Origin of the sequence: Brachybacterium paraconglomeratum (assembly GCF_039541415.1) — a bacterium.
GTDB classification, from domain to species: Bacteria; Actinomycetota; Actinomycetes; order Actinomycetales; family Dermabacteraceae; genus Brachybacterium; species Brachybacterium paraconglomeratum_A.
On sequence record NZ_BAABGE010000002.1, the window covers coordinates 343819 to 369507 of the forward strand.

24 protein-coding genes are annotated in these 25689 nt (G+C 71.7%); 10 read left to right on the forward strand and 14 right to left on the reverse strand.

The genetic code is table 11. The features are described 5' to 3' along the window. The first annotated feature begins 185 nt into the window (after positions 1–185). Both ABD893_RS01480 and ABD893_RS01485 read left to right on the forward strand, forming a co-directional pair. Positions 186–1193: a DMT family transporter gene (locus ABD893_RS01480; protein WP_345075740.1), complete on the forward strand. Its 1008-nt coding sequence runs from the start codon at positions 186–188 to the stop codon at positions 1191–1193. After that, positions 1177–1764: a cysteine hydrolase family protein gene (locus tag ABD893_RS01485; RefSeq protein ID WP_345075741.1), complete on the forward strand. Its 588-nt coding sequence runs from the start codon at positions 1177–1179 to the stop codon at positions 1762–1764. Before ABD893_RS01480 ends, ABD893_RS01485 begins: the two co-directional genes overlap by 17 nt. Here the strand turns inward: ABD893_RS01485 and ABD893_RS01490 are convergent. Next, positions 1748–2533: a phosphatase PAP2 family protein gene (locus ABD893_RS01490; protein ID WP_345075742.1), complete on the reverse strand. Its 786-nt coding sequence runs from the start codon at positions 2531–2533 to the stop codon at positions 1748–1750. The genes ABD893_RS01485 and ABD893_RS01490 overlap by 17 nt on opposite strands. A 77-nt stretch (positions 2534–2610) precedes the next feature. Here ABD893_RS01490 and ABD893_RS01495 point away from each other — a divergent pair, with 77 nt between their 5' ends. Continuing rightward, positions 2611–3165, forward strand: coding sequence for a DUF488 domain-containing protein (locus tag ABD893_RS01495; protein ID WP_345075743.1), 555 nt, complete (start codon positions 2611–2613; stop codon positions 3163–3165). A gap of 153 nt (positions 3166–3318) precedes the next feature. Continuing rightward, entirely contained in the window at positions 3319–4185 is an 867-nt protein-coding gene (locus ABD893_RS01500; RefSeq protein ID WP_345075744.1) for an SDR family oxidoreductase, read from the forward strand. Positions 4186–4355: 170 nt separating this feature from the next. On the opposite strand, the gene ABD893_RS01505 is transcribed toward ABD893_RS01500, so the two are convergent. From ABD893_RS01505 to hutU, 7 genes are all read right to left on the reverse strand, one after another. Beyond that, positions 4356–4604 carry a hypothetical protein gene (locus ABD893_RS01505; RefSeq protein ID WP_345075745.1) on the reverse strand — a complete coding sequence of 83 codons (249 nt, stop codon included), beginning with the start codon at positions 4602–4604 and terminating at the stop codon, positions 4356–4358. A 98-nt stretch (positions 4605–4702) separates the two neighbouring features. Beyond that, positions 4703–5704 carry a TerC family protein gene (locus ABD893_RS01510; RefSeq protein ID WP_345075746.1) on the reverse strand — a complete coding sequence of 334 codons (1002 nt, stop codon included), beginning with the start codon at positions 5702–5704 and terminating at the stop codon, positions 4703–4705. A gap of 90 nt (positions 5705–5794) precedes the next feature. Beyond that, positions 5795–6751 (reverse strand): CPBP family intramembrane glutamic endopeptidase, encoded by a 957-nt coding sequence (locus ABD893_RS01515; protein WP_345075747.1) that lies wholly within the window; start codon positions 6749–6751, stop codon positions 5795–5797. Positions 6752–6977: 226 nt separating this feature from the next. Continuing rightward, a complete protein-coding gene (hutH, locus tag ABD893_RS01520) occupies positions 6978–8537 on the reverse strand; it encodes a histidine ammonia-lyase (RefSeq protein ID WP_345075748.1) in 1560 nt (519 codons plus the stop codon). Positions 8538–8595: 58 nt separating this feature from the next. Then, complete coding sequence (locus tag ABD893_RS01525) at positions 8596–9972, reverse strand: YjiH family protein (RefSeq protein WP_345075749.1); 1377 nt, start codon at positions 9970–9972, stop codon at positions 8596–8598. 136 nt (positions 9973–10108) lie between these two features. Continuing rightward, on the reverse strand, positions 10109–11386 hold the full coding sequence (gene hutI, locus ABD893_RS01530; protein WP_345075750.1) for an imidazolonepropionase: 1278 nt from the start codon (positions 11384–11386) through the stop codon (positions 10109–10111). A 125-nt stretch (positions 11387–11511) separates the two neighbouring features. Next, positions 11512–13194 carry a urocanate hydratase gene (gene hutU, locus ABD893_RS01535; RefSeq protein WP_345075752.1) on the reverse strand — a complete coding sequence of 561 codons (1683 nt, stop codon included), beginning with the start codon at positions 13192–13194 and terminating at the stop codon, positions 11512–11514. 278 nt (positions 13195–13472) lie between these two features. Here hutU and ABD893_RS01540 point away from each other — a divergent pair, with 278 nt between their 5' ends. Then, positions 13473–13760 carry a hypothetical protein gene (locus ABD893_RS01540; protein WP_345075753.1) on the forward strand — a complete coding sequence of 96 codons (288 nt, stop codon included), beginning with the start codon at positions 13473–13475 and terminating at the stop codon, positions 13758–13760. 86 nt (positions 13761–13846) lie between these two features. Here ABD893_RS01540 and ABD893_RS01545 read toward each other — a convergent pair whose 3' ends face one another. After that, on the reverse strand, positions 13847–14632 hold the full coding sequence (locus ABD893_RS01545) for an IclR family transcriptional regulator (RefSeq protein ID WP_345075755.1): 786 nt from the start codon (positions 14630–14632) through the stop codon (positions 13847–13849). A 37-nt stretch (positions 14633–14669) separates the two neighbouring features. Continuing rightward, on the reverse strand, positions 14670–15527 hold the full coding sequence (locus ABD893_RS01550) for a formate/nitrite transporter family protein (protein ID WP_345075756.1): 858 nt from the start codon (positions 15525–15527) through the stop codon (positions 14670–14672). A gap of 178 nt (positions 15528–15705) precedes the next feature. Between ABD893_RS01550 and hutG the strand changes: the two genes are divergently transcribed. Continuing rightward, positions 15706–16785, forward strand: a complete 1080-nt coding sequence (gene hutG, locus ABD893_RS01555; protein ID WP_345075757.1) for a formimidoylglutamase — start codon at positions 15706–15708, stop codon at positions 16783–16785. Between the two features lie 176 nt (positions 16786–16961). Here hutG and ABD893_RS01560 read toward each other — a convergent pair whose 3' ends face one another. After that, positions 16962–17654 carry a GNAT family N-acetyltransferase gene (locus ABD893_RS01560; RefSeq protein WP_345075758.1) on the reverse strand — a complete coding sequence of 231 codons (693 nt, stop codon included), beginning with the start codon at positions 17652–17654 and terminating at the stop codon, positions 16962–16964. A gap of 75 nt (positions 17655–17729) precedes the next feature. Next, positions 17730–18656 (reverse strand): sulfite exporter TauE/SafE family protein, encoded by a 927-nt coding sequence (locus tag ABD893_RS01565; protein ID WP_345075759.1) that lies wholly within the window; start codon positions 18654–18656, stop codon positions 17730–17732. A 192-nt stretch (positions 18657–18848) separates the two neighbouring features. Here ABD893_RS01565 and ABD893_RS01570 point away from each other — a divergent pair, with 192 nt between their 5' ends. Both ABD893_RS01570 and ABD893_RS01575 read left to right on the forward strand, forming a co-directional pair. Continuing rightward, on the forward strand, positions 18849–19997 hold the full coding sequence (locus tag ABD893_RS01570; protein ID WP_345075760.1) for a phosphotransferase family protein: 1149 nt from the start codon (positions 18849–18851) through the stop codon (positions 19995–19997). Between the two features lie 106 nt (positions 19998–20103). Next, the gene (locus ABD893_RS01575) at positions 20104–20892 is read left to right on the forward strand and encodes a fructosamine kinase family protein (RefSeq protein WP_345075761.1); all 789 of its coding nucleotides are present in this window, start codon (positions 20104–20106) and stop codon (positions 20890–20892) included. 28 nt (positions 20893–20920) lie between these two features. On the opposite strand, the gene ABD893_RS01580 is transcribed toward ABD893_RS01575, so the two are convergent. After that, positions 20921–21739: an AraC family transcriptional regulator gene (locus ABD893_RS01580; RefSeq protein WP_345075762.1), complete on the reverse strand. Its 819-nt coding sequence runs from the start codon at positions 21737–21739 to the stop codon at positions 20921–20923. Positions 21740–21860: 121 nt separating this feature from the next. On the opposite strand from ABD893_RS01580, the gene ABD893_RS01585 reads away from it, so the two are divergent. Further along, a complete protein-coding gene (locus tag ABD893_RS01585; protein WP_345075763.1) occupies positions 21861–22457 on the forward strand; it encodes a TIGR03086 family metal-binding protein in 597 nt (198 codons plus the stop codon). Positions 22458–22581: 124 nt separating this feature from the next. Continuing rightward, positions 22582–24129 (forward strand): DUF4232 domain-containing protein, encoded by a 1548-nt coding sequence (locus ABD893_RS01590; protein ID WP_345075764.1) that lies wholly within the window; start codon positions 22582–22584, stop codon positions 24127–24129. 11 nt (positions 24130–24140) lie between these two features. On the opposite strand, the gene ABD893_RS01595 is transcribed toward ABD893_RS01590, so the two are convergent. Next, entirely contained in the window at positions 24141–25523 is a 1383-nt protein-coding gene (locus ABD893_RS01595; protein ID WP_345075765.1) for a hypothetical protein, read from the reverse strand. Between the last annotated feature and the right edge of the window lie 166 nt (positions 25524–25689).

The window sequence follows — 25689 nt, forward strand, 5'->3', positions numbered from 1 at the left end:
GGAGCACGGTCTGGATATATGGCCAGAGCGTGCTCCATACCGCCCGTACCTGTGCACACCGCGAGGGCTCCGCACCCCGCGCACCACCACCGAGTGGCGCACCCGCCGCGGGGACGCGTGCAGGGAGCAGGATGCGCGCGTGGGCAGGCGTGCCGCGCACGCCCTGCAGGGTCCACGATGGGTGCATGCCTTCCTCCCCCGCCCATCCCGCCCTGCCGTGGCTCGCCGCGCTCGGGGTGATGCTGATGTGGGCCTCGTCCTTCCTGGTGATCCGGGTGGCCGGGAACGACTTCTCCCCCGGCGCGATGGCTCTGCTGCGGGTGGGCTCCGCGGCGACCGTCCTGCTGCCCCTGCTGCTCCTGGGCCGGGCCCGCCGACCTCGCAGCGGGCGGCTGTGGGCCGCGGTGATCGGCTGGGGCGTCGCCTGGTTCGCGGTGTATCTCGTGGTGCTCAACGCCGCGGAACTGTTCCTGGATCCAGCGACCGCCGCGATGCTCGTGAACCTCGCGCCGCTGATCGTGGCGGTCGCCTCGGGGCTGCTGCTCGGGGAGGGGTTCTCCGTGCGGCTGCTCGCCGGGGTGCTGGTCGCCTTCAGCGGGATCGTGCTGATCACGGTGGGTGCCTCCACCGGCGACCTCTCCGGGCTGGGGGTGGTGCTGGGGCTGGTGGCGGCGCTGCTCTACGCGGGCAGCGTGCTCGCGCAGAAGCTGCTGCTCGCCCACGTCGACTCCACCTCGATGACGGTGATCGGGGTGCTGGCCGGCGCTCTGGCCTGCCTGCCCTTCGCGCCAGCGCTGGTGGCGGAAGTCGGCGCGGCGCCCGTCAGCACAGTGCTGGGCGTGGTCTATCTCGGGGTGTTCCCCACCGCGCTCGCCTTCCTGCTGTGGGGTTACGCCCTGACCCACACCGGCGCCGGGCTGCTCAGCTCCTCCTCGCTGCTGGTGCCCGCCTTCACCGTGGTGCTGGCCTGGCTGCTGCTGGGCGAGGTGCCGCCTCCGCTGGCGGCGATAGGCGGGGTGCTGTGCCTGGCCGGGGCGGCCTTCGCGGTCGCGCCGGCGGTGCTCGCCGCCCTCCGGCCGCGCCAGCACGCCGACTACTCTGAACCCACCTGCACAGACCCCACCTGCTCTGAACCCACCCCGTGCAACGAGGCACCCTCTGGAGAGGATCCCGCCCATGCTCCCTGCCCCTGAGGCGAACCCGGCGCCCTGGCTGTTGATCGTCGACCCGCAATGGATCTTCGCCGACCCCAGCTCCCAGTGGTGCTCGCCCTTCTTCCCGGCGGCGATGGAGAACATCGCCCGCCTGGCGGAGGCCGTGGGCCCCGAGCGCACCCTGGTCACGCGCTGGCTGCCCACCGCCGACCGGGCGACCGCCTGGGGCGACTACTTCCGGGCCTGGCCCTTCGCGGATGTCCCGGCAGAGGACGCGCGCTACGACCTGGTCGATGCCGCACGCGGCCTGTCCGCCCACCCCACGATCGACGAGCCGACCTTCGGCAAATGGGGTGCGCAGCTGGCCGAGCGGGTGGATTGGCCCGCGAACCCGCGCACCCACCTGCTGGTCACGGGCGTGACCACGGACTGCTGCGTGATCTCCACGGTGCTCCCTGCGGCCGATGCCGGGGTGCGCCTGACCGTGGTCACCGACGCCGTGGCCCACTCCGCGGCGGAGAACGGCCCGCCCGCCCTGCACACCATGAGCCTGTTCCCGCCGCAGGTGGATCTGCGCTCCACCGAGCAGGTGCTCACCAGCGGCGGGTGACCTCCTCGACGACGTCTTCGGTGACGCCGACGCCTCCGGGCACGCCCTCGATGGCGCCCTCAGCGATGCCCGCAGGGCGAGGATCAGCAGCGGGGTGGAGCAGGTCCAGCAGCCGGGCAAGGAACAGGCACAGCACCGGCACCAGCAGCAGCGAGACGAGGACATCGGAGGGGTGGTGGACGCCGAGCGCGACCCGGGACCAGGCCGTGGCCAGAACGAGCAGCACGGCAGGGACGAGGGCGAGGCGGCGCTGCCATCCTGCGGGCAGCGCGAGCACGAGCACGGTGGCGAAGGCAGCGGCGCAGGCGGTATGACCGCTGGGGTAGCTGAAGGTGTGCGGCTCGGGCACCAGCTGCTGCAGCAGCAGGTCCGCGTCCGGGCGAGGACGGCGCACGACCAGCTTGATCAGCTCCACGATCGCCCAGGGCACGGCGACCAGCAGCGCAGCCCGGAGCGCGGCCCACCTACTGCGGTGCAGCAGCCCGGCCAAGAGCGCGGCGAGGGCCACCAGAGCAGCAGCCAGGGCGGGGCCGAAGGCGACATCGATACCGACCGCGAGACGTCCAGCGTTCTCGGTCAGCGAGTGGTTCGCGGCCACGACCAGGGAGAGGTCCCACGCACTCACCGCGGGCAGAGCCCGCAGCGTCCACCCCAGCAGCACCGAGAGCAGCACGGCCGCCGTCATGGCAGCCAGCGGCGCCAGGCACGCCGTCAGCGCCCGACGCGGCCCTGGGGCACGGATCGGCCTGGTCGCTGCAGAAGAGTTCACGTGCCCAGTCTGCCTCGCCGACCACTCGGTCTCGCCAGCAGCCCCGCGCCCCGTGCGAAGGACGCAATACTGGAGCGATGACCGCTTCTCTGCTCACCGTCGGGCACGGCACCCTCTCACGCACGGAGCTCAGCGACCTGCTCCTCGGCGCCGGCATCCAGCAGCTGGTGGACGTGCGCCGCTTCCCCGGCTCCCGCACCAACGATGCCGCCGCTCGTGGCGCGGTCGAGGAGATCTGCACCGAGGCCGGGATCAGCTACCGCTGGGACGAGCGCCTGGGCGGACGGCGACGGCTCACCAAGGACGAGGATGCCGCCTCCCCGGACACCTGGTGGCGAGTGAAGCAGTTCCGCGCCTACGCCGGATGGACCCGCAGCGAGGAGTTCCGTGCCGGCCTCGAGGAGCTGCTCGGCGACGTGTCGCGCACCCGCACCGCTGTGATGTGCTCGGAGGCGGTGTGGTGGCGCTGCCATCGCCGCCTGATCGCCGACGTGATGCTCATGGAGCACCAGGTCGAGGTCGCGGACCTCATGCCCGACGGGAAGCAGCGGCAGCATGAGCCGAGCGACGGAGCACGGCGGGGCGAAGACGGCCACGTGGTCTGGGACCGACCTGACGAGACGGGCGACTGAGCCGAGACGGCTGGTCGCCTGCTGCAGGGTTGACCTGACGCGGGCGTGACCTGAGGAGCGGTGACCTGACGTAGGGATGACCTGGCCGGGCGGGCCGTTCCGGGCACGAAAAACCGGTGGCCGAGACCGCCACCGCACCGTACCGTCGGCCGCATGCACTTCCCCGCCTCCGGCACCGCCGCCGCTCTGCCCCGCACCGCTCTGCTCACCGGCGTCGGGCGCCGCCGCGGGATCGCCGCCGCGATCGCCCGGGGACTCGCCGCCGACGGGTTCGACCTGGCACTGTCCTTCCACGCCCCCTACGACCGGCGAGTGCTCGGCGAGGATTCGGATGTGGAACTGCTCGCGGAAGAGCTGCGGGCGGCCGGGAGGCGTGTCGTCCTGCTCCCCGGTGACCTCGCCGACCCACAGGTGCCTGCGCAGGTGATCGGCAGTGCCCGCAAAGCGCTGGGGCCGCTGGGGGTCCTGGTGATGAGCCACTGCGAGTCCGTGGACTCCTCGCTCCTGGACACCACGGTGGAGAGCTTCGACCGGCACTATGCAGTCAATGTGCGCGCGAGCTGGCTGTTGCTGAAGGCCTTCGCGGAACAGGTCGCAGTGAACGCGCCGGGTGCGCTGGGTGCGCAGGGCGAGCCGGGCCAGCTGGGCGCGCAGGGCGAGCCGAGCGGGCCGACCGCTGCCGCGTCCGGCGGCGCCGTGATCGCACTGACCAGCGACCACACAGTGCACAACCTCCCCTACGGGGCGACCAAGGGGGCACTGGATCGCCTGGTGCTGGCGGGAACGCATGAGCTCGCGGACCGCGGCATCCGCACCAACGTGATCAATCCCGGCCCGATCGACACCGGCTGGATGGACGAGGAGATCCGCGCCGCCGTCACCGCGCAGATGCCGGGAGGGGAGCTCGCCGGGCCGGGGACGGTCGCGGACCTGGTGCGCTTCCTGGTCTCCGCGCAGGGGTCCTGGATCCGTGGCCAGCTGCTCCACTCCAACGGGGGCTTCGCGACCCCGGCAGTGTGATCCCGCGCCCGCCATTCCGCGCCCCACCCGACGCTCCCGACGCTCCCGACGCTCCCGACGCTCCGCGATTCTGCGCTGAGGACCGATGATCGCACCTCGCATAGGTCCTGAGCGGCGAACCGTGGCCGCCCGGCGGGGTGGGGCGGGCCGGGGCGGGGCAGGGTCGAGTGTCATCCGCCGTCCGCAGCGGACGCGCGCACCGTTCCGCAGCGCCAGCAGGGCACGGTCGGATCCTGCGCGCCCTCCCCCTCGGGCACGGCGCCGCACTCCGGGCACAGCTCGCCCAACCAGCACGCCGCGTCGCCTCCGGTATCTGCAGAGACGCCGGTGATACCGGTGACCCCGGTGGTCCCGGCGATCCGAGCGATCCCGGTGGTGCCGGAACCGGTGGTGCGGGCACGATCTCGTCGGGGGCTCATGCCCCCATCCTGGACCCGGCGCCCGACGGAGGGAAGCCCGAGCGCGATCCGGTATCCCTGGCCGGGGATCCTTCCGGCCCAGCGCCGAGCGATCCGGCTCAGTGCTCCGTGATCGTGCGCTCCGTGTCCTCATGCTGCTCGGACTTCCCCGCGAAGATGACCGAGGCGAGCACGGCGACCCCCATCGCCACTACGATGAACGCGAGCGAGAGCCAGATCGGCACCTCGGGGATCTTCTGCAGCACCGAGAAGCCGGGGATGAAGTCCAGCGGCGCCTCGTGGATGGCGTGGATCAGCAGCTTCACACCGATGAAGCCGAGGATCGCGGCGATCCCGTAGTGCAGGTAGGCGAGGCGATCCAGCAGCCCGCCGAGGAGGAAGTACAGCTGGCGCAGGCCCATCAGCGCGAAGATGTTGGCGGTGAACACCAGGAACGCATTCCGGGTCACGCCGAAGATCGCGGGGATGGAGTCCAGGGCGAACATGACGTCGGTGAGGCCGAGGGTGATGAACACCAGCAGCATCGGGGTGAAGAGCTTCTTGCCGTCCACGACGGTGCGCAGCTTGTTGCCGTCGTAGTCGTCGGAGACGGGGAACACCCGCCGCACTGTGCGCATGATGAAGGAGTCCGATCCGCCCTCTTCTTCGCCCTGCGCCTGCTTCCAGGCGGTCCACAGCAGGAAGATGCCGAAGAGGTAGAAGACGGCGGTGAAGTTCTCGATGATCACCGAGCCGGCCAGGATGAACAGACCGCGGGCGATGAGCGCGATGATGATGCCCACCATCAGCGCTTCCTGCTGGTATCTGCGCGGCACGGCGAACTTCGCCATGATGATGATGAAGACGAAGAGGTTGTCGATGCTCAGCGAGTATTCGAGCAACCAGCCGGTGACGAACTCCGAGGCCGGCTGCATGCCGCCGACGAAGTAGAGCACCACGGCGAAGACCAGCGCCAGCCCCACGTAGAACCCGATCCAGGCCGCGCACTCCCGCAGGGAGGGGACGTGCGGGCGTTTGATGACCAGCAGCAGATCGGTGAGAAGGATCGCGCAGAGCACGACCATCGCACCGATCTCGAAGCCGAGGTGGAGCTCTCCCATGGGGCAATCCTTCAGGCGTGACGGGCTTTCGTCCCCGAGGAGTCGGGGCCGGGCTGCACTGGGCAGCCCGGACACAGGGTACTCGCAGGGTCACTCGCTCACGCGCCGAGTGAGCACCCTCTCGTCACCGCGGATCGCCGACTCCTGGTGCTGCCTGCGCACCGGTCCGCGCAGATGGCCCCGGCGGGCGGCGAGGACCAGCATCACGATCCCGGTGGCAAACCCCAGGAGGACGGTGACGAGCGATCCCTCGATGCCCATCGACGCGCCGTCCAGCCAGGTCGGCCCGGAGAACTCCGCGATGAGCAGTCCGCTCTGGGTCCCGGACCCGGAGACCGCGGAGGAGAACACCCCGGCCTGCAGCGTGTTCCAGGCGATGTGGAGCCCGAACGCGAGCCAGAGCCGACGAGTCAGCAGGTAGGCGGCTCCCAGCAGGACCCCCGCCTCGATCACCAGGCCGAGCGCGGTCCAGATCGATGCGCCGGGGTTCATCAGGTGGATCAGTCCGAACAGGAGCGAGGTGATCGCGAGGGCCGCCCAGCTGCCCAGCCAGGCATCGAGCACCCGCAGCAGGACCCCGCGGAAGTCGACCTCCTCGACGAATCCGGCCCCGATGCCGATCGCGAGCGGCACCAGCAGCTGCGGCGACGTCGAGATCCCGGTCACGCGGTAGCCGCCGAAGAGGGAGATCAGGCCGACGGCGAGAAGCAGCAGGGCTGTGCCGATGGCGAGGCCCAGCGCCAGTTCGGCGAGCTTGCCGCGCCCCCGCAGGCCGAGTCCGGGGCGACCTCCGATCGGTCCGACGATCAGGAGGTAGCCGCCGACGGCGACGGCTGCGCCGATGAGCGCACCGGTCAGGGTCCCCGCCGGGCCTCCGACGAGGCCCGCGACGCCGACCATCACGAGTTGGGCGACGACGTACAGGGCGATGCCGAGCAGCAGCTGGAGCCCGCGACGGTGGTCGCTGCGGTCAAGGGAGCGATGGTCGTCGCGGTCGAGGGAGCGGCGGTCACCGCGGTCGAGGGAAGGGGTCTGTGAGGGGTTCATGCCACAGAGCATGCGCGCTGGTGAGGGCGCTGTCACGACCTGCGCGAACAGTGTCGGGGCACCCCGACACCGGCAGGCCAGCCTCCCGGCGCGAGGCTCTCCGGAAGCCCTCCCAGCGCCGGCCGGGCACCTTCGGGCGCACCGGCCGGACGCCCTCGGGCGAGCCGGCCCGGCAGTGCTCGCGCGAGCTGGACCAGCGGTGCTTGCGCGTGCTGGCCCAGCGCGCTCAGGCGAGCCGGCCGGTGACCTCCTGGACCGCCGCGAGCACGGTGCCGTCCAGCAGCCGCGCTTCGGCCTCGGCGATGTCCGGGGCGAGGAAGCGGTCCGGGCCGGGGCCCTCGACGGTGCGGCGCAGCACCGCGATCGCCGCGCCAGTGGGGGCCGACGGGGTGAGCGGGCCGCGCAGGTCGATCGCGCGGGCGGCGGTGAGCAGCTCGATCGCGAGCACCCGGCGCAGGTTCTCCACGCTGGTGCGGAGCTTGCGGGCGGCGTGCCAGCCCATCGAGACGTGGTCCTCCTGCATCGCGGAGGAGGGGATGGAGTCCACGCTCGCCGGCACCGCAAGGCGCTTCATCTCCGAGACGAGCCCGGCCTGGGTGTACTGGGCGATCATGAAGCCGGAGTCCACGCCGGGGTCGTCGGCCAGGAAGGGCGGCAGGCCGTGGGAGCGGGACTTGTCGAGCATCCGGTCGGTGCGGCGCTCGGCGATCGAGGCGAGATCGGCCGAGACGATGGCGAGGAAGTCGAGCACATAGGCGACCGGGGCGCCGTGGAAGTTGCCGTTGGAGGTGACGGTGCCGTCCTCGAGCACGACGGGGTTGTCGATCGCGCTGGCGAGCTCCCGCTCGGCGACGGTGCGGGCGTGCTCGATGGTGTCCCGCACGCCACCGGCGACCTGCGGGGCGCAGCGCAGCGAGTAGGCGTCCTGCACGCGGGAGCCCTCGGCGGCGACGTCGGCGATGATGCCGGAGCCCTGGAGCAGCATGAAGATGTTCCCGGCCGACGCCTCCTGGCCGGGGTGGGGGCGCAGCGGCGCATGCAGCTCGGGCCGGAACACCGAGTCGCGACCCCGCAGGGCCTGCACGGACATCGCAGTGGTGAGGTCGGAGGTGCGCACCAGGTCATCGAGGTCGGCGATCGCCATCAGCAGCATGCCGAGCATGCCGTCGGTGCCGTTGATGAGGGCCAGGCCCTCCTTCTCCTCGAGCAGCACCGGCTCGATCCCGGCCTCGGCGAGCAGCTCCGGCACGGGGCGCTCCACGCCGTCGCGGTCGCGGGCGCGCCCCTCCCCCATCAGCACGATCGCGCAGTGGGAGAGCGGGGCGAGGTCACCGGAGCAGCCCAGCGAGCCGTACTCGTGGACGATCGGGGCGATCTGCGCGTTCAGCAGCGCGAGGATCGTCTCGACCACGACCGGGCGCACGCCGGTGCGGCCGGAGGCGAGGGTGCGAGCGCGCAGCAGCATCAGGGCGCGGACCACCTCGGTCTCGACCTCGGGTCCGGCGCCGGCGGCGTGGGAGCGGATCAGCGAGCGCTGCAGGGCGTGGCGCATGGAGGGCGGGATCGAGGTGTCCGCGAGCGCGCCGAAGCCGGTGGAGACGCCGTAGACGGGGGTGTCCCCGGCGGCGAGCGCGTCGATGTGCGCGCGGACCGAGGCGACCTGCTCGCGCGCGTCGGGGTCGAGCTCGACGCGGGCACGGTGGCGGGCGACGGCCAGGACCTCGGCGGCGGTGAGGCCGGCGCTGGACAGCGTGACGGCGGGGGCTTCGGTGGTGGGGCTGGTCATGGAGTTCCTTTCGGAGGGCGGGTGGCGGACGGTGCGGGAGGGGCTACAGCAGCAAGGGCTACAGCAGCAGGTGCGCGAGCGGGGCGGCGATCAGGATTGTCAGCACAACGCGCACGAACCAGAGCACCACCAGGTGTCCCACGTTGACGGGGATCTTCGTGGCCAGGATCGAGGGGACCAGGGCGGAGAAGAACACGATCTGGGAGACCGCGACGACGCCGACGGTGAAGCGCAGCACCAGCGACTCGTGGCCGGCGACCACGGTGGCCGGCAGGAACATCTCGGCGATGCCCACCGCGAAGGCCTTGCCGGCAAGGACCGGATCGGGCAGCTGGACCAGGTAGGCGAAGGGCACGAAGAGCCAGCCGATCAGGTCGAACACCGGGGTGTAGGTGGCCAGCAGCAGTCCAGCCAGTCCGATGGAGAGGATCGAGGGGACGATCGCGGCAGACATCAGCACGCCGTCCTTGAAGGTTGCCCAGCTGCCGCGCACCACGCCGGGGGCGTTGGCGAGCGCACGCATCGCCTCGTCCCAGGCCTGACCCAGGCGGTTGCCCGTCGAGACCGGCTCGGGCTGGTGTGCGACTCCTTCGAAGGGCTCATCCGCCATCCGCCTCAGCGGAGGGATCCGCACCGTGATCGCCGTGACGGCAAAGGTGACGATGAGGGTGAGGAAGAAGTAGAGCGTCCAGTGCTCCATGAGGTCCAGGGTGCTGGCCACGATCACCATGAAGGTCGCCGAGACGGTGGAGAAGCCGGTGGCGATGATCGCCGCTTCCTTGCCGGTGTACCGGCCTTCGCGGTAGACCCGGTCGGTGATCAGCAGCGCGAGGGAGTAGGAGCCGACGAATGACGCCACGGCGTCGACCGCGGCGCGGCCGGGCACCTTCCACAGCGGGCGCATGATCGGCTGGACCAGCACGCCGATGAACTCCATCAGCCCGTAGTTGATCAGCAGCGCGAGGAAGACCGCGCCGACGGGCACGATGAGGCCCACCGGGATGCCGAGCTTCTCCCACAGGAAGGGCCCGATGTCAGGGTTCGCGAGCGGTCCGGGGTAGTAGCCAGCGGCCGCGCAGACCGCGACCGCCAGGCCGACGATGTTCGCGAAGGCGAAGATCGTGCGCAGGGCGCCGTTCTTCCAGGAGCCGGTGAGGAAGGGCCGCACGGTGCCCAGCAGCACCAGGGCGACGACCACCCAGGGCACCGCGGCGCCCAGCACCCACCTCACGAAGGTCAGCGCGTGGTCCACCAGAATCGTGGACTTCCCGCCGATCTCGACGGAGACGAAGAACATCACCAGGCCGATGGCGCTGTAGAGGAAGAAGCGCCAGCGGTGGCCGGGCATCGGCCTCAGCTCGATGCCGGTGGTGTTCCGGCGCGCGGCCGCGCCGTCGAAGCCAGGGTCCTTCGATGCATCGGACGTCGTCATCATTGAGATCGTCCTTTCGGGTCAGGGGGATGAGAGGTGGTGGACTGAACGGGAGCGGACCGAGCGGGCGGGGACTGCGCCGTAGGGGGCGGCGCAGAAGGGGACTGCGCTGCGCGACTGCAGGGTGGGACGCCCAGGGTCACGAGCTCCGGACCCCGGACCGCCACACCTGGTGGGTGAGCGGCATACCGGGCCGGTAGGCGAGGTGGATGGCGGCGGTGGCATCGAGCACATGCAGGTCGGCGCGGGCACCGATCCCGAGGTGGCCGACGTCCGTGCGGCGCAGGGCGAGGGCCCCGCCGCGGGTGGCGGCGAAGAGGGCTTCGGCCAGCGTCAGGTGCATCTGCAGCACGGCGGTGGTGACGCAGAAGCTCATGGAGCTGGTGTAGCTGGTGCCGGGGTTGCAGTTCGAGGCGATCGCGACCGCGGCGCCGGCGTCCAGCAGCTCTCGTGCCGGGGCGAGCGGCGCCCGGGTGGAGAGATCGCAGGCGGGCAGGACGGTGGCGACCGTCGGCCCCGAGTCCACGGCGAGCAGTCCGGGCCGCTCCCCTGCTGCGGTGGGGCGCGAGGCGGTGGCGGCGAGCGCCTCGATGTCGGCCGACGCGAGGTGGTTGACGTGGTCCACGCTGGCCGCACCGAGCTCGGTCGCCAGTGCCACGCCACCCGAGCGGCCCAGCTGGTTGCCGTGCACCCGCAGCCCGAGGCCGGCGGCTGCCCCGGAGCGCAGCACCCGTTCGGACTGCGCGGGGTCGAAGGCGCCCTCCTCGCAGAACACGTCGATCCAGCGCACGTGCGGGGCGACGGCGGCGAGCATCTCGCCGCTCACCAGGTCCACGTAGTCCTCGGCGCCGGGGCGGCCGTCACGGCCGTCGAACTCCGCAGGCACCAGGTGGGCGCCGAGGAAGGTGGCCTCGTCGAGCTCGCCCTCCGCGATCAGGGCTGACAGCAGCGCCGCGGCCTGGGTCTCGTGCTCGACCGTGAGCCCGTAGCCGGTCTTCGTCTCGAGGGTGGTGGTGCCGCCGGCGGTGGCCTCGGCGATTCTGCCGCGGACCAGGGCGCGCAGATGCTCGTCGGAGGCGGAGCGGGTGGCCTCGGTGGTCACGCCGATGCCGCCGGCCGAGTAGGACTCGCCCGCCATACGCGCCTCGAACTCGGCGGCGCGGTCACCGTCGAAGACGAGGTGGGAGTGGGAGTCGACCCAGCCGGGAAGCACGGCGCGGCCACCCACGTCGACCCGGTCATCGGCCGACGGCGCGTCGGAGGCGGCGCCGGTCCAGGCGATCACGCCGTCCTCGATGACGAGGGCGGCGCTGCGCAGCATCTGGGAGTCGCAGACGCCATGCGGGGTCTCGGGGTCATCGAGCGTGGGATCGAGGGTCCACAGCTCGCTGATGCCGGTGATCAGGGTGCTGGCCATGACGATGCCTCCTGCAGGTGAGGGTGGGGAGAGTATGCCCCGGAGGCCGGTCCGACCTGCCGTGAACGCACGGAGCGTTCAGAACGCACGGAAGAGATCGGGCCGGCTCCCGGGGCGGGGCGAGGTCAGTCGCGGCGGGTGGGGGTCATCGGGACCCGCACACCGCGCTCATGGGCGACGTCGTCGGCCCGCGAGTAGCCGGCGTCGACGTGCCGGATCACCCCCATCGCCGGGTCATTGGTCAGCAGGCGCTCGAGCTTCTGGCGGGCGAGATCGGTGCCATCGGCGAGGCCCACCTGGCCGGCGTGGATCGAGCGGCCGATGCCGACACCGCCGCCGTGGTGGATCGAGACCCAGGTCGCGCCCGAGGAGGTGGCGGTGAGGGCGTTCAGCAGAGGCCAGTCCGCGATCGCGTCGGAGCCGTCGAGCATGGCTTCGGTCTCGCGATACGGGGAGGCGACGGAGCCGGAGTCGAGGTGGTCTCGGCCGATGACGATCGGGGCCTTGACCTTGCCGTCGCGCACCAGGTCGTTGAAGAGCATCCCGGCCTGGTGCCGCTCGCCGTAGCCGAGCCAGCAGATGCGGGCGGGCAGGCCCTCGAACTCGACGTGCTCGTTCGCCGCATCCAGCCAGCGGTGCAGGTGCTCGTTCTCGGGGAAGAGCTCCTTGAGCGCCGCGTCGGTGACCTTGATGTCCTCGGGATCACCGGACAGCGCCACCCAGCGGAACGGGCCGAGGCCCTCGCAGAACAGGGGGCGGATGTAGGCGGGGACGAAGCCGGGGAACTCGAAGGCACGGTCGTAGCCGGCGTGGCGGGCCTCGTCGCGGATCGAGTTGCCGTAGTCGAACACCTCGGCGCCGGCATCCTGGAACTCGACCATGGCCTGCACCTGACGGGCCATGGACTCGCGGGACTTCTTGGTGAAGCCCTCCTCGTCGGCCTCCGACTCCGCCTTCCAGTCCTCGACGGTGACCTCGAGCGGCAGGTAGCTCAGCGGGTCGTGGGCGGAGGTCTGGTCGGTGACGATGTCGATCTGCAGGTCGCCCGCCTGATGGCGCTCGAGCAGAGCCGGGAAGACCTCGGCGGCGTTGCCGACGATGCCGATCGAGAGGCCCTTCTGCTCGGCCTTGGCGGCGTTGGCACGCGCGATCGCGTCATCGAGGTCGTCGGCGATCTCGTGGCAGTAACGCTTGGCGACGCGGCGCTCGAGCCGGGTGCGGTCCACGTCCACGATCAGGCAGACGCCGTCGTTGAGGGTCACGGCGAGGGGCTGGGCGCCGCCCATGCCGCCGCAGCCGCCGGTGAGGGTGATGGTGCCGGCCAGGGTGCCGCCGAAACGCTTCTGGGCGATCGCCGCGAAGGTCTCGAAAGTGCCCTGGAGGATGCCCTGGGTGGCGATGTAGATCCAGGAACCGGCGGTCATCTGGCCGTACATCATCAGACCCTCGGCTTCGAGCTTGCGGAACTCGGGCCAGTTCGCCCAGTCGCCGACGAGGTTGGAGTTGGCCAGCAGCACGCGCGGGGCCCACTCGTGGGTGCGCAGCACGCCGACGGGCTTGCCGGACTGGACCAGCAGGGTCTCGTCATCCTCGAGGTCCTTGAGGGTTTCGACGATCGCGTCGAAGGCCTCCCAGGAGCGGGCGGCGCGTCCGGTGCCGCCGTAGACGACCAGGTCGTCGGGGCGCTCGGCGACCTCGGGGTCGAGGTTGTTCATGAGCATCCGCAGCGGGGCTTCGGTCTGCCAGGACTTCGCGCTGAGGGTCGTGCCGCGGGCGGCACGGACGGGGCGGGCTCCGGGGAGGGTCATCGTTGGCTCCTGGGGTCGAGGGCTGCTCGGGGGTTCCGCGCTGCGGGGTGTTCGGTACAGGACACCACCGCCGACGGGAGGGGTCGAGGGCCTTCGCGCCGCTTGTGTCCGGCATGCCGGACAAGTGACCGACAGGGCGCCGCGCTCTGGCTGGCCTTGCCGGTCTCGCGATCGCGGTGCTCGTGACGGGGTGCGCTGGGCAGCCGCCAGGAGGGTCAACGACGTTCGAGATCCCCACTTTCACGTGGGAAGAAGGTGACGGCGGCGATGCTGCCGTCGTGAGCGGCGACTTGGTCATCGACGACGAAGGCTGCACCTTCTTGGGCGCGGCCATAACTGTGGGCGTCCTCTTCCCCACCGCAATCGGAGTCACCCGAGAAGACGGCACTCGCTACGTCGTTCATGATCGCACCGGCGAAGTCTTCGCGGCCGAGGGCGACACCGTCATGTATAGCGGTAGCTACTCCACGACGGTGAGCGCCTGGAATGATGCCTGCAGCTCGACACCCACCGAGGTCGCGACGGTTCACGATGCCCCTAAGAGTGGCCCGCTCGACCGTCCTTGAACTGCCTGGCAGCCCACATGCGGGCCTCTGCGGCTCCACGGCCTCGAAGCCGCTGGCGGCGTCATCGCCTTCAGCGCTCGGGACGGCTATACACCAACGACAGAGCGCCGCCCGCCGAGCCTGCGGGTGATCTCCTCGGCCGCTGCGCGCACCGCGGCCGTGCACCGATCACGCACCTCCACGGGGGTCCGTGACTCCTCGAAGGTGATCGCCACCGCGGCGGCGGGCCAGCCGGCATGGTCGTGCACGACCGCCGCCACTGAGGCGAGCTCCTCGGTGACCTCCCCGGTCTCGTGGGCGACCCCATCGGCCCGCACCCGGGTGAGGAGCTCGCGCAGGTCCTTGGGGCTCTCCGGTCCCGGCACCGTGGTGCGGGAGGTGAAGTCGTCCCGCGTGCCGAACAGGGCGCGCAGCTGGGCGGGCGGGAGCTCGGCGAGGATCGCGCGGCCGCTCGCGGTGAGGTGGGCGGAGATCCGCACACCGACGTCGGTGACCAGGCTGGGTCGGCTCCGGGCCCGCTCCTCGATCACGTAGAGCACGTCGCGGCCGTGCAGCACCGCGAGGTGGCCCGACTCGCCGACCTCGTCGACCATTGCCTCGATCACGCGGCGGCCGATCCTCGCCAGCGGCTCCTGGCGCAGGTAGGCACCGGAGAGCACCTGCGCGGCGGGCCCCAGCCCGTACAGCCGCTCCTGCTCCAGATGCATCACGTAGCCGTGCTCCACGAGGGTGGTCAGCAGGTCGTAGGTGCGTGAGCGGGGCAGGGCGAGCTGCTCGGCGAGCTGCGCGGCCGGGACCGGGGAGCTGCGGGAGGCGAGGAAGGTCAGCAGACGCAGCGTCGCGTCGGCCGCCGGGACTTTCGGGGGTGCCATGATCCGCAAGGATGCCACTCCCTGGGCCCCTCCGGGCTCAGTCCGCCACGGAGCCGCCCGTCGCGGCGCGCTGCGAGGCGCGCTCCTCGGTGACGAGCTCCCAGGTGCGCACCAGGCGCGGGAGCGTGAGCATCACGAGGCCGCCGGCCATGTTCAGCGGGATCACCCAGGCGAACCAGATCAGCCACTGGAGGTAGGTGGCCTCGGCGCCGGCGTGCATCGCGCCGAAGATCACCGCCGAGCTCAGCGCCCCGTGGAGCATGCCCAGACCCACCACGAGCAGTCCTGAGATGAGGGCGTTCGCGAGCGTCGCGATCCCCTCCTTCGAGCCCTGGTTCATGCGAGTGACCAGCGTGATCGTGAAGCCGGCGAGCACGGCGAGGGCGGCCGTCTCGAGGGTCAGGCCCTTCTCCATGTAGCTCGTGCTCGCCTCGATCAGTTCGTCGTCGAACCGCGGAAAGGCGGCCACCACGAACCAGGTGAACGCCCAGCCTCCGGCGAGGTTGGTGATCAGGGTCGCCGTCCACAGCCGCAGCAGCTGCCACCAGGTCCCGTGCCCGGCGACGATCGCGTTGATCGGGACCAGGAAGTCTTCGGTGAACAGCTCCGAGTGCGCGAGCCGCAGCGCATACAGCCCGATGCCGAAGGCGAGGCCGCCCAGCAGCTTCGAGCCTGTCGCGTCCAGCACTGCGAGCATCGCCAGCAGTCCGAGGCCCACGTCGATCCCGCCGAACAGACCGGTGATCACCAGTGCCCGCCACGTGCGGTTCAAGCGGTTCGCACCCTCCGTGACCGTGTTCTCGAACTCCTCGGCCAGGGCGTCCTCGACGGGTTCGTCGCTGCTGCCGAGCCGGCGTCGCTCCTGCGCCTGGCCGTGCCGCTCTCGCTGGGTCATCGTCTCTCCCTCGATCAGATCGGCAAGGATCGTGCTGGTGGTGCACCGGGATGCGCAGGACCGTCGGTCGGCGATGTCCGGTGGGCCGGACCCAGTCTCGTGCTCTGGCAGGTCGTTCACCCAGGCCGGGTGCCATGATGGGCGAACCTACTCCCTGGTGCGCAGACGAGGAGCCCCGATGACGAACTCTCCCGACGCTGACAGCGCCTGGTCCGGCCGGAATGACGGCAACGGCCCCCAGCACGCCCGCTGGCACCAGGTGGTCCGCAGCGTCGCCGGTCCCGGAGCGGCGGATCCCGCCTCCGCTCACATCGCGCTGCTCGGCTTCCGCTCCGACGAGGGGGTGCGCCGCAACCGCGGCCGAGTCGGAGCGGCCGACGGGCCTGCCGCGCTGCGCCGCGCCCTGTCACCGCTGGCCCTGCACGGGCCCCTCGCCCGCGGCGAGATGGGCCTGCACGACCTCGGCGATGCCGAGACGATCGGCGAGGACCTCGAGGGTGGGCAGGCCGCGGCCGCGGCCCTCACCGCGCAGGGCTTGGACCGTCCCGGCTCCCGGCTGACGGTGGTGCTCGGGGGCGGGCACGAGACGGCCTGGTCCTCGTACAACGGTCTGGTCAGCTCTGAGATCGGGCCCAGCGCGGGACAGCGCTGGGGAGTGCTGAACCTCGATGCCCACTTCGACCTGCGCGAGGAGCCTCGCCCCACCTCCGGCACCCCCTTCGCGCAGATGGCGGCGGCCGAGCAGGCTGCCGACCGTGAGCTGGCCTACGCGGTGCTCGGGATCGCCGAGGCCTCCAACACGGGAGCGCTGTTCGCCAGGGCCGAGCAGCTCGGCGTGCAGTGGTGGACCGATGAGCAGTGCCTCGCTGCGGGAGCCGAGGGGATCGCGCGCTTCGTCGAGGGGTTCGCCGCTGACCTGGACGTGCTCTACCTGACCATCGACCTGGACGTGCTGCCCGCGGCCGTGGCCCCGGGGGTCTCGGCGCCGGCTGCCTACGGGGTGCCGTTGCCGCTGATCGCTGCGGCCGTGCGCGCCGCCGCCAGCAGCGGGAAGCTCGCCCTGCTCGACGTGGTGGAGCTGAACCCCTCCCTGGACATCGACGGGCGCACCGCCCGCGCCGCAGCTCGACTGATCAACGACGCGGTGCGCACCGTCGCCGCTCCCACCACCGGCCCCGGCCCCGGCACCGGCCCTGGCACCACCCCCGGTTCCGGCACCGGCCCCGGCTCCGGCCCTGCCGTCGAGTACTGGCGCTAGAGAGCACGCTCTGGTCATATATCCGGAGCGTGCTCTCTGTCGCCCGTACTCGACATGCCAGCTGGGCCACGAGGCGGATCAGGTCAGGCGAGGCTGAGAGCGGCGGGGCTGGGCGCGGTGGGCTGGGTCAGGCCGGAGCCAGGCGGGGCTGAGTGCGGCGGGGGCCGGGACGCGGATCAGGCGGAGCCCGGGGCGGTTGGCTGCCAGTGCGGTTCGATCAGCTGGAACAGGCGACAGTCCGCCCAGTCACCGCCGAGCCGGAGATAGTCCTTCGCCAGGCCGTACTCGGTGAAGCCGCAGTACTCGAGCACGCGCACCGAGGCCTCGTTGCCGACCTTCACCTCGGCCTGGAGCCGGTGCAGGCCCAGGCCGCCGAAGGCCACGGCGATCGCGCTCTGCACCGCGTGGGTGGCGACGCCGCGGCCGGTGACGTCCGTGTCGACCCAGTAGCCGAGCGAGGCCGACTCGAAGGCCCCGCGGATGATGGTCGAGAGGTTGAGGCGGCCCACGATCCTCGTCGCCCCCTTGTCCTCGAGCCGGATGGTGAACGGGAGACCGCCGCCTGCCTCCCGGTCGGCCACGGCGTGGGCGATCGCCGTGCGCTGCCCGGCCTCGGTGAACCATCCCTCCGCCCGGGCCGGAGCACCGGCCATCAGCTGCTCGCGATTGCGGGTCTCGAGTTCCGCGAGCACGGGGGCGTCCTCCACGGCGAGCAGGGTCAGCGTGACCTGATGAGGGAAGACGGGCGGTCGCTGCGCGGGTGAGCGCGGGTGCGGCGCGGGGGTGGCGGGCGCTGAGGCGTCCGGCGCTGAGGTGGCGGGCGCGGAGCTGTCGGGCGCGGAGCAGTCGGGCGCGGAGCAGTCGGGCATGCGCCCAGTATCCGCCTCGTCAGCTGGGCCTCGCGCGCTTCCCCGCCGGCCCGGCTCAGCCCAGCTCAGACTTGCTCAGCCCAGCAGCAGGGTCTGCACGAGGGTCACTGCGGCCACGCCGCCGAGCAGCACCGAGAACAGCAGCGTGAGCGTGGAGGGGCGGGCCTTCGCCGAGAGCGGGCCACCGAGGATCCCTCCCACCGCGGAGCCGGCGGCGAAGATCAGGGTGATCGTCCAATCGATCTGGACGTCCGTGCCGAGCCTGGCCAGCAGGCTCGTCGCTGTCGCGATGATCATCACCAGCAGGCTGGTCCCGGAGGCGTGGCGCATCGCCAGGCCCAGCGCGATGACCAGCATCGGCACCACGATGAACCCGCCGCCCACGCCGAAGAAGCCGGTCAGGAAGCCGGTGAGGGTCGCGGCGGCGATCACCACCAGCGTCCGGGGCGCAGGGGCCGGGGCGGGCAGCAGTGGCAGTTCGGGCTCGCCGTGGTGGTGATGGATGCCGTCCGCGGTCTCGACGGTGTCCGGGCCGGGCTGGTCCAGCACCGGATCGTCGTGGACCGCCACCGGCTCGTCGGTCTCGCGCGCACCGTGTGAGCCATGAGCAGCGGCCTCGTCACGCTCAGCACGGCGGGTTCGCAGCGCGCGGCGCAGCATCGCGATCGCGACGCCCACCAGCATGACCCCGAACAGGGTGAGCAGCACCTGTGCAGGCACCAGCGCGGACAGCCGGGAGCCGACGACCGCACCCACCACCGAGACCCCCGCGAACACCAGCCCGTTCTTCCATTCCACGTTCCCGTGCCGGGCATGGTGCCGGAGGCTGAAGAGCGCGGTGATCAGCACGATGATCAGGCTCGATGCGGTCGCGGCATGGGTCGGCATGCCCAGCAGGAAGACCAGCACCGGCACTGCGAGGATGCCGCCACCGGCACCGAGCGCCCCCACCACGATCCCCACGCCGACGCCCACGACGATGGCGAGCAGGGCGAGTTCCATGGGCGGTGTCCTTGCAGGAGACGGAGCGGCGGGCCGACGGGCCCGGACGGCGAAGCCCCCGGCGGCCAGGCAGCCGGGCCAGGCGGGCCCTCCCGGGCCCTCGGGGGTGCCTGACCATGCTAAACCGCGCGCATCTCCGGTGAGACTCATCCGCCGCCGGTAGGATCAGAGCACCGACCACGAGGAGCCCCGATGGTCCCGCACCAGGGAGAACCACCCTCCACACCGCTGGATCCCGCCTCCACCGCGATGGGCGAGCTGCTGGCGGAGGTCTGGCGCGAGGGCACACTGGTGCTGCCCCTGCGAGAGGATGCCTCCCCCGTGCGGCTGCCCGGGCTGCACAAGTCGGTGCTGCCGGCGTCGCTGTCGGGGCAGGCCCGGGTCACGCTCGCGGGCGTCGGCGAGCGCTTCGCCGCCTGGCGGGTCATCCCGCAGCAGAACGCACCGGTGATCGTGAGGATTCCGCACGTCACCTCCGCGGAGCTGCATCAGGATCTGGCCCATGAGATCGCGGCGCTGACCCTGCTGCCCGCTGAGGTGGGCCCGGAACCCATCGCCGTCCACGATGATCCCGCGACCAGCCCGATCGGCCATCCGTATGTCGTGACCTCCGAGGTCCCGGGTGTCGCCGCCTCGCCGACGACCTGGACCGGGGCGCACCTGCTGGCCCATGCCGCGCATCTCGCGCAGCTTCATGCCGTGCCCGCCCCGGGCCGTGGGCCGGTGTCGCTGGGGGCGGACCCCTGGGCGGCGGTGACCCCGGGGCCGCAGTCGCTGCTGCCCGAGGTCGAGGCGGAGTTCGAGTCCTGGCAGCAGTTCCATGGCGCAGCGATCCGGGAGCACGGGCTCGGCCCCCTGCTCGAGGCCTCGCGCGCGGAGGTCGCCGCCGTCGACGACGAGATCGCACAGCTGGACGGGTACGTGCTGGCCCACGGTGATCTCTGCTCGACGAACATCCTCTGGCACGGCAGCGACCCGGTCACCGGCGCACCACGGGTGCAGTACATCGACTTCGAGTGGGCGCAGGGCGACGATCCTGCCCGGGACCTCGCGATTCTCGGCGGCGCCGTGCACGGCGGGCCCTGGTACGTGCCGCTGGCCGAGGAGCAGGTCGACCGCTTCGTGCGGGCTTATGTGCAGGCCCGCGGCGAGCGCGGAGAGCTGCCCGCCTCGGTATCCGATGTGGCTTCCCTGCGTCGGCGGATGCGGGCCTGGACCGCCTACGAGCGCAGCGCGATGCTGGTGCATGTCGCCTCCCGCGCCTCGACCCGCTCCATGCATGCACGGGTGCTGCCGACGCTGCGGCGCACCCTCGCGGCGACACTGGGAATCAGCGTCTGAGGAGTGGTGCGTCGGACCCGCACCGGTGACCGCTCGCGATGCCGCCACAGTGCCTCGCGACACCCCGGGTGGCGCTTTCGGTGGGGGCTCTGCGTACGGTGGGCCCATGAATGACTTCGTGAAGCATGCCGAGAGCGCCCCCAAGGGCTATGTGGCGGCCGAGGCCGCTGGACTGCGCTGGCTCGCAGAGCCCCAGGTGGTGCCGGTCGTCGAAGTGCTCGCGGAGGAGAAGAACGCCCTGCACCTGGAGCGGTTGGACTCTGTCCCGCCCACCCCCGAGGCTGCCCGCGAGCTGGGCCGCGGGCTCGCCCGCCTGCACGATGCCGGCGCGGAGGCCTTCGGCTGGGCCCCCGCCGATCCCGCCTACTTCGGCCCCCTTGAGAGCCCCTTCGCGGTCGAGACCGCACCACGCACAGATTTCGTCGAGTTCTGGGCCGAGGACCGCCTGCGCCCGCTCGCCGACTCAGTCACCCGCGTGCTCGGCGCCGACGGCCACGACACCGTCGATGAAGCCATCGATCTGATCGCCGACGGCGCCTTCGACGGCATCAGCGGGCAGGGCACCGAGGAGCCGTCCCGGGTTCACGGCGACCTGTGGTCGGGCAATCTGCTGTGGACCGCCGACGGCGCGACCCTCATCGACCCCGCTGCCCACGGCGGCCACCGGCTCGAGGACCTCGCGATGCTGTCCCTGTTCGATGCGCCGCACCTCGAGGAGATCTTCGAGGGCTACGTCGCCGAGCACCCGCTGCCCCGCGGCTGGGAGCAGGACCTCCCCGCCCACCTGTTCTTCGGACTGCTGGCCCACGTGAAGCTGTTCGGCGAGGCGTACGTGGATCAGACCGTCGCGACGGCCGAGGCGATCATCGCGCGCGCGGAGCAGCTGGGTTTCTGAGCTCCGAGCTCCGGGGCGGACCCCGGCGTCATCTCCAGCGGGCGGCGAACTCCCCGGGAGTGAGCCCGGTCGAGGTGCGGAAGTCCCGACCGAAATGGGCCTGGTCGGCGTAGCCGAGCCGGATCGCGAGATCGGAGAGCGAGTGGACGCTGCGCAGCCCGACCGAGGCATCGTGGAGCCGACGGCGGCGGATCAGCCAGAGCGGGGTGAGCCCGAGGCGTCGCACGGTGAGCCGCTGCAGAGTGCGCTCTCCGATGCCCATCCGCTCGCTCAGCTGCGCCACAGTGAGCAGGTCGCGGTCCTGCTCGACCTGTTCGACCACGTCGTTGATCAGCAGGTCCTCCTCATCCGGTGCGCCGAGCCGTGCGATGCGGTCTTCGAGCAGGGCGCTGCACCGGGCATGGATCTCGGGGTCCTCGGGCGCCTGCGCCATCAGCGCGCGCACGGGGCCCGTCAGTCCCGCGAGGGCGGGCACCTCGTCGAGGTCGCACCAGCTCCCGGCCTGGTCCCGCACCGGATGGCCGAGCAGCTTCGCCCCGGCGGCGGGCGCGAACATCGTCCCGAAACCCCAGGACCTCCCTTCGAGCACGGTCCTCGACACTCCGGGGTGGGGGCCGACGAACCGGGAGTACGCCGGGGTCGTGATGGACAGGCACACCGGGTACTGGAGCACGGCCTGCTCGGAGGACTCGCCCTCCGGGACGTCCCACACCGGGATCCAGAAGCGACGGATCCACCCGCGCAGGTGATCTGAGGGCGGGCGGCGAGCGATGGTGTGAGTGCGCTCCGCAGGGTCCTGCAGATGGGCGCGCCCGATGCTGTCGGTGTCGTCGGGCTCCATGACCATGGGCATGACAGTAGCTGTGTCGGGAGCTCTGTCGGGAATGTTCAAGACGCGCGACCTCACGCTCCGTAACGTCGTCGGTGCCGGCGGGAACCTCCCACCGCGCCCACGACAAGGAGCCCCCATGACCATCGGCCAGCAGACCCCGGGCACCCGGCCTCCCGCGCCGGCCTCGCTCGATGCCGCCTTCCGAGACCGCGCGAGGCCGTTCACCACCGTCGTGGAGGCGGTGGAGGACTGGGACGCGCCGAGCCCCTGCGCGGGATGGTCGGCGCGCGATGTGCTCGAGCACGTCCTCTCCACCCAGCGAGAATTCCTCGCCGCTCGTGGCCACCCAGTACCGGGCGGCGCCGATGAGGAACCCGCCCGCGCCTGGGCTGCGCATCACCGCGAGGTCGACGCTCTGCTCGCCGATCCCGACGTCGCCGGGCAGCCTTACGACAGCGCCTTCGGACCGTCGACCCTGGGCGCGACCTTGATCGAGTTCTATGGATTCGATCTGATCGTGCACCGCTGGGACATCGCGCGCTCACAGGGTCTCGACGAGCGGTTCACCCCGCAGGAGATCACCCTGATCGACGCCGCCGTGGACAGCTGGGGCGAGCACGCCTACGCGCCCGGGATCTTCGCTCACGCGCTGCCGGTCGCGCCAGAGGCCGACGCGCAGGCTCGGGTGCTGGCCCGCATGGGCCGCATGGGCCGCATGGGCCGCAGCAGCTGAGCCGACCGCAGCCGCCGGCGACAGGACGGTCCCCGCGGCAGCAGGGGTGGAGAGCCCGTGCGCGAACGGTGCAGGTCCGAGTGACCGGCCGGGAGGCGGGCTGAGTCTCGGCTACCGTGCGAGCGTGTCCCGCACCCCCGCTCCGCGCCGCGCACGCGATGTCCGCCGCGCCGACGGGCTCCGGTCTCCGGCCGTCGGTGTCCTCGCCGCCGCGCTGGTGTTCGCCGGGATCGTGGTGCTGCTCGTGGTCGGGATCTGGGCGAGCCGCCTCGGTGACTCGCCCTCCTGGGCGTTCGACTGCAATGACACCACCTGCACAGATCTATGGGCCGACGCGCGAGGTCACTATCTGCGGGTCGCAGCGGGCGCGGGACTCACGACCCTGCTCGGAGCGGCGCTCTGGAGCGTCGCCCTGCCGCCGCGGGCAGTACCCCTGCGGGAGGGGCCGCGCCGAGCTCTGCTCCGGCTGATCACCCCGATGCTCCTCGCCGCGGTGGCGCTGTGGAGCGCCTTCTGGCTGGCCCTCGCGGTGTCCCGCCCCATCGGCCTGGCCGTGGTGCTGCTCGCACTGCTGCTCGCGACCCTCACGACCTGGCGATGGCAGCGACCCGGGGCGGAGAGCGACCGCACCGCCTACCTGTCAGCAGGACTCGGAGTCATGGCGCCGGCGCTCGTCGGCGGGGTGCTGGCTCTGCATCCGCTGGGTCTCCTCGCCGCCGTCCTGCTGTTCGGTCATCCCTGGCTCGGAGTGGTCGTCCTGGCCGTCGTGCTCCTGGCGGGGAGCATCCTCATGGGTCGGCTCCTCCCCCGCACTGAGGATGTCCCACGGGCCGATGCCGCTGTTCAGACACCTGCCACCGGCTCCCTGCCCGACACCGCCCTGCACCCCGCAGGCACAGACACAGCGGCAGCGGAGGACGCAGCAGCGGGCAACGGCACCGCGGCGAGTCCCCGGAGACGCGTGAACGTCCTCCTCACCTACGCAGCTCTCGCGGCGATCCTGACGGTCGCCGTGCTCGCCGCCCGGCCGGTGGATGCCCCGGCAGCCGACGCCTGGAAGTACGCCGGAGCATCCGGCTCCGAGGCCCGGAACGACGCCGGGACCGGAGCCGGGGACGACCGTGCGCCCTCCGAGCCCGGCCCCGCCGGCACCGGCACCGCTGCTCCCACCACCGCGCCCGAGATCGAGGCAGCCGGGCTGCCGCCGTGCCGGCCGCAGTCCCTGCAGCTGGTCGCCGAGGGGTGGGACGGCATCACCGGGAACTCCGTCGCCACCCTGCGGGCCACCAACATCGGCGCCACGAGCTGCGCGCTGCGCGGGATGCCAGAGCTGATGCTGACCCAGGGCGGCGAGGAGATCGAACTGCGGCCCGAGCCGCTTGCACACCTCGAGCCCGCGGTGGAGATGGCCGACGGCATCGGTCTCGCCCCCGGCAGCTCCGCCCGCTCGCGCCTGTACTGGCCCGGGTACCGCACCGCCGCAGATCAGGAGACCCCGCAGACCCTCACCGTGCGCACCGACCCCGCGGAGGTGCCGATGACGGTCACCTTCCTCCCGACCTCGTACGGGGACGACCCCGGCCCCGCCCCCTTCGACCTGAAGGCCGGGGTGGAGGGCGGGGCCGTGATCGAGATCGGCGCGTGGGAGGCGGCGCCCAGCTCAGGGGGCTGAAGGGTGCGGCCTCAGTGGTCGTGGCCCTCGTGGTCGCCGCCCTCGTCACCGCCGGCATCGCTCGCCTCGGCGTCCTCGTGGTCGTCGGAGCCCGGAGCGATCTCGTACTCGCCGGACGCGGTGCCGGTGGCCACCTGGATCTCGTGCGGCACGACGGGCAGCTCGAGCTCGCGGTAGATCTCGCCGCTGGCGACGTCGACCATGGTGAGCTTCTTGGCCGCGGGGTCGACGACGAAGGCGGTGCCGTCGGCCACGGACATCATGGGCCCGGCCTCCTGCCAGTTCTCCGGCTCGCTCCATTCCTCCACCACCGGGACCTCATGGAGCATCTCGCCGGTCTCGGGGTCCAGGATGTTCAGCTCGCCGTCGGCGGTGAGCACCAGTGCCTCGCCGTCGGGGCCGCGGTCCAGGGAGCGGAACCAGTACTCCGAGCCGAGGTCGACGGTCTGCATCGTGGCGTCACGGGTGTCGATCAGCGCGATCTCGGTGGGGCGTTCGACGCCGCCGACGGGCTCGGCCTCGACCTTGTGATCAGCCAGCACGATCGGTGAGCCCTCATGACCCTTCTGGTTGCCCGAGCGCTGGTAGTCGCCCTCGATCGCGACCTTGTGGAACTCGCCGTCCCGGTAGATCACCGAACCGTTCTCGCAGCCGAGGCTGATCACGTCGCCGGATGCAGTGGGCTGGGCTGCGGCTTCGCCGTGCACGCCCGGGCAGTCGTCGGTCTCCGCCGTGACGTTCCCCTCGCCGTCGAGCACCTGGACGGTGCTGCGGGAGTCCTCGGTGCCCTGGGTGGTAAGAAGTCCGCCGTCGGTCAGCGGCACCGCGACGCCGTGGTGCGGAGCATCGGTCGCGGTCTCCTCGAGCACCCCGAGGTCGCCCTCGCCGAGCGCGGTGGGATCGATGAGCGTGATCGCTCCGGTGCCGTCGGCGAACAGGGCCGTGCGGTCTCCGTGGGGGACCACGTGACCGGGGTACGGCGCCTCGACGGAGAGGTCGGTGAGGGCGGGCTGCTGCACGTAGTAGTGGAAGTGGTCGCCGTGACCCTGGGCGAGCAGGCCGATGTCGTACATGGTGATCGCATCGGAGGCGCTGACGGCGACATGACGCCCGTCGCCCGCCGGGTTCAGACGCACGAAGCCCTCGAGCTCGGTGGTCGCGAGCGTCGCACCGTCGGACGAATCGAGAGTGGTCACCCCTCCCTCGTGGGCCAGCACGATCCGTGGGCTGAGCGCTCCGACCTCGGTCCGGTCCGAGGCGGGAGCGGTCTCCGCCCCTCCGCCGTCGGACGCGCCGCCGGCCCCGGGACCGGCGGCGCCGCTGCAGGCGGCGAGGGCGAGGACTCCGGCCCCGAGAAGTGCGGCCGCTCGTCGCTTCATGATAATGGTTCCCATTGATTTCATGAGAGCGAGCCTAACAGTCCCTGATAATCATTCCCATCTGGCGGATTGTGCGCTGAGTCACGAACAATGCCCGCCCCGCGGAGAACGGGACACCCGCAGACGACGGAGCCGCCGCCCACTCCCGACAGGGAGGGGACGGCGGCTCCGTGAGCGCCGG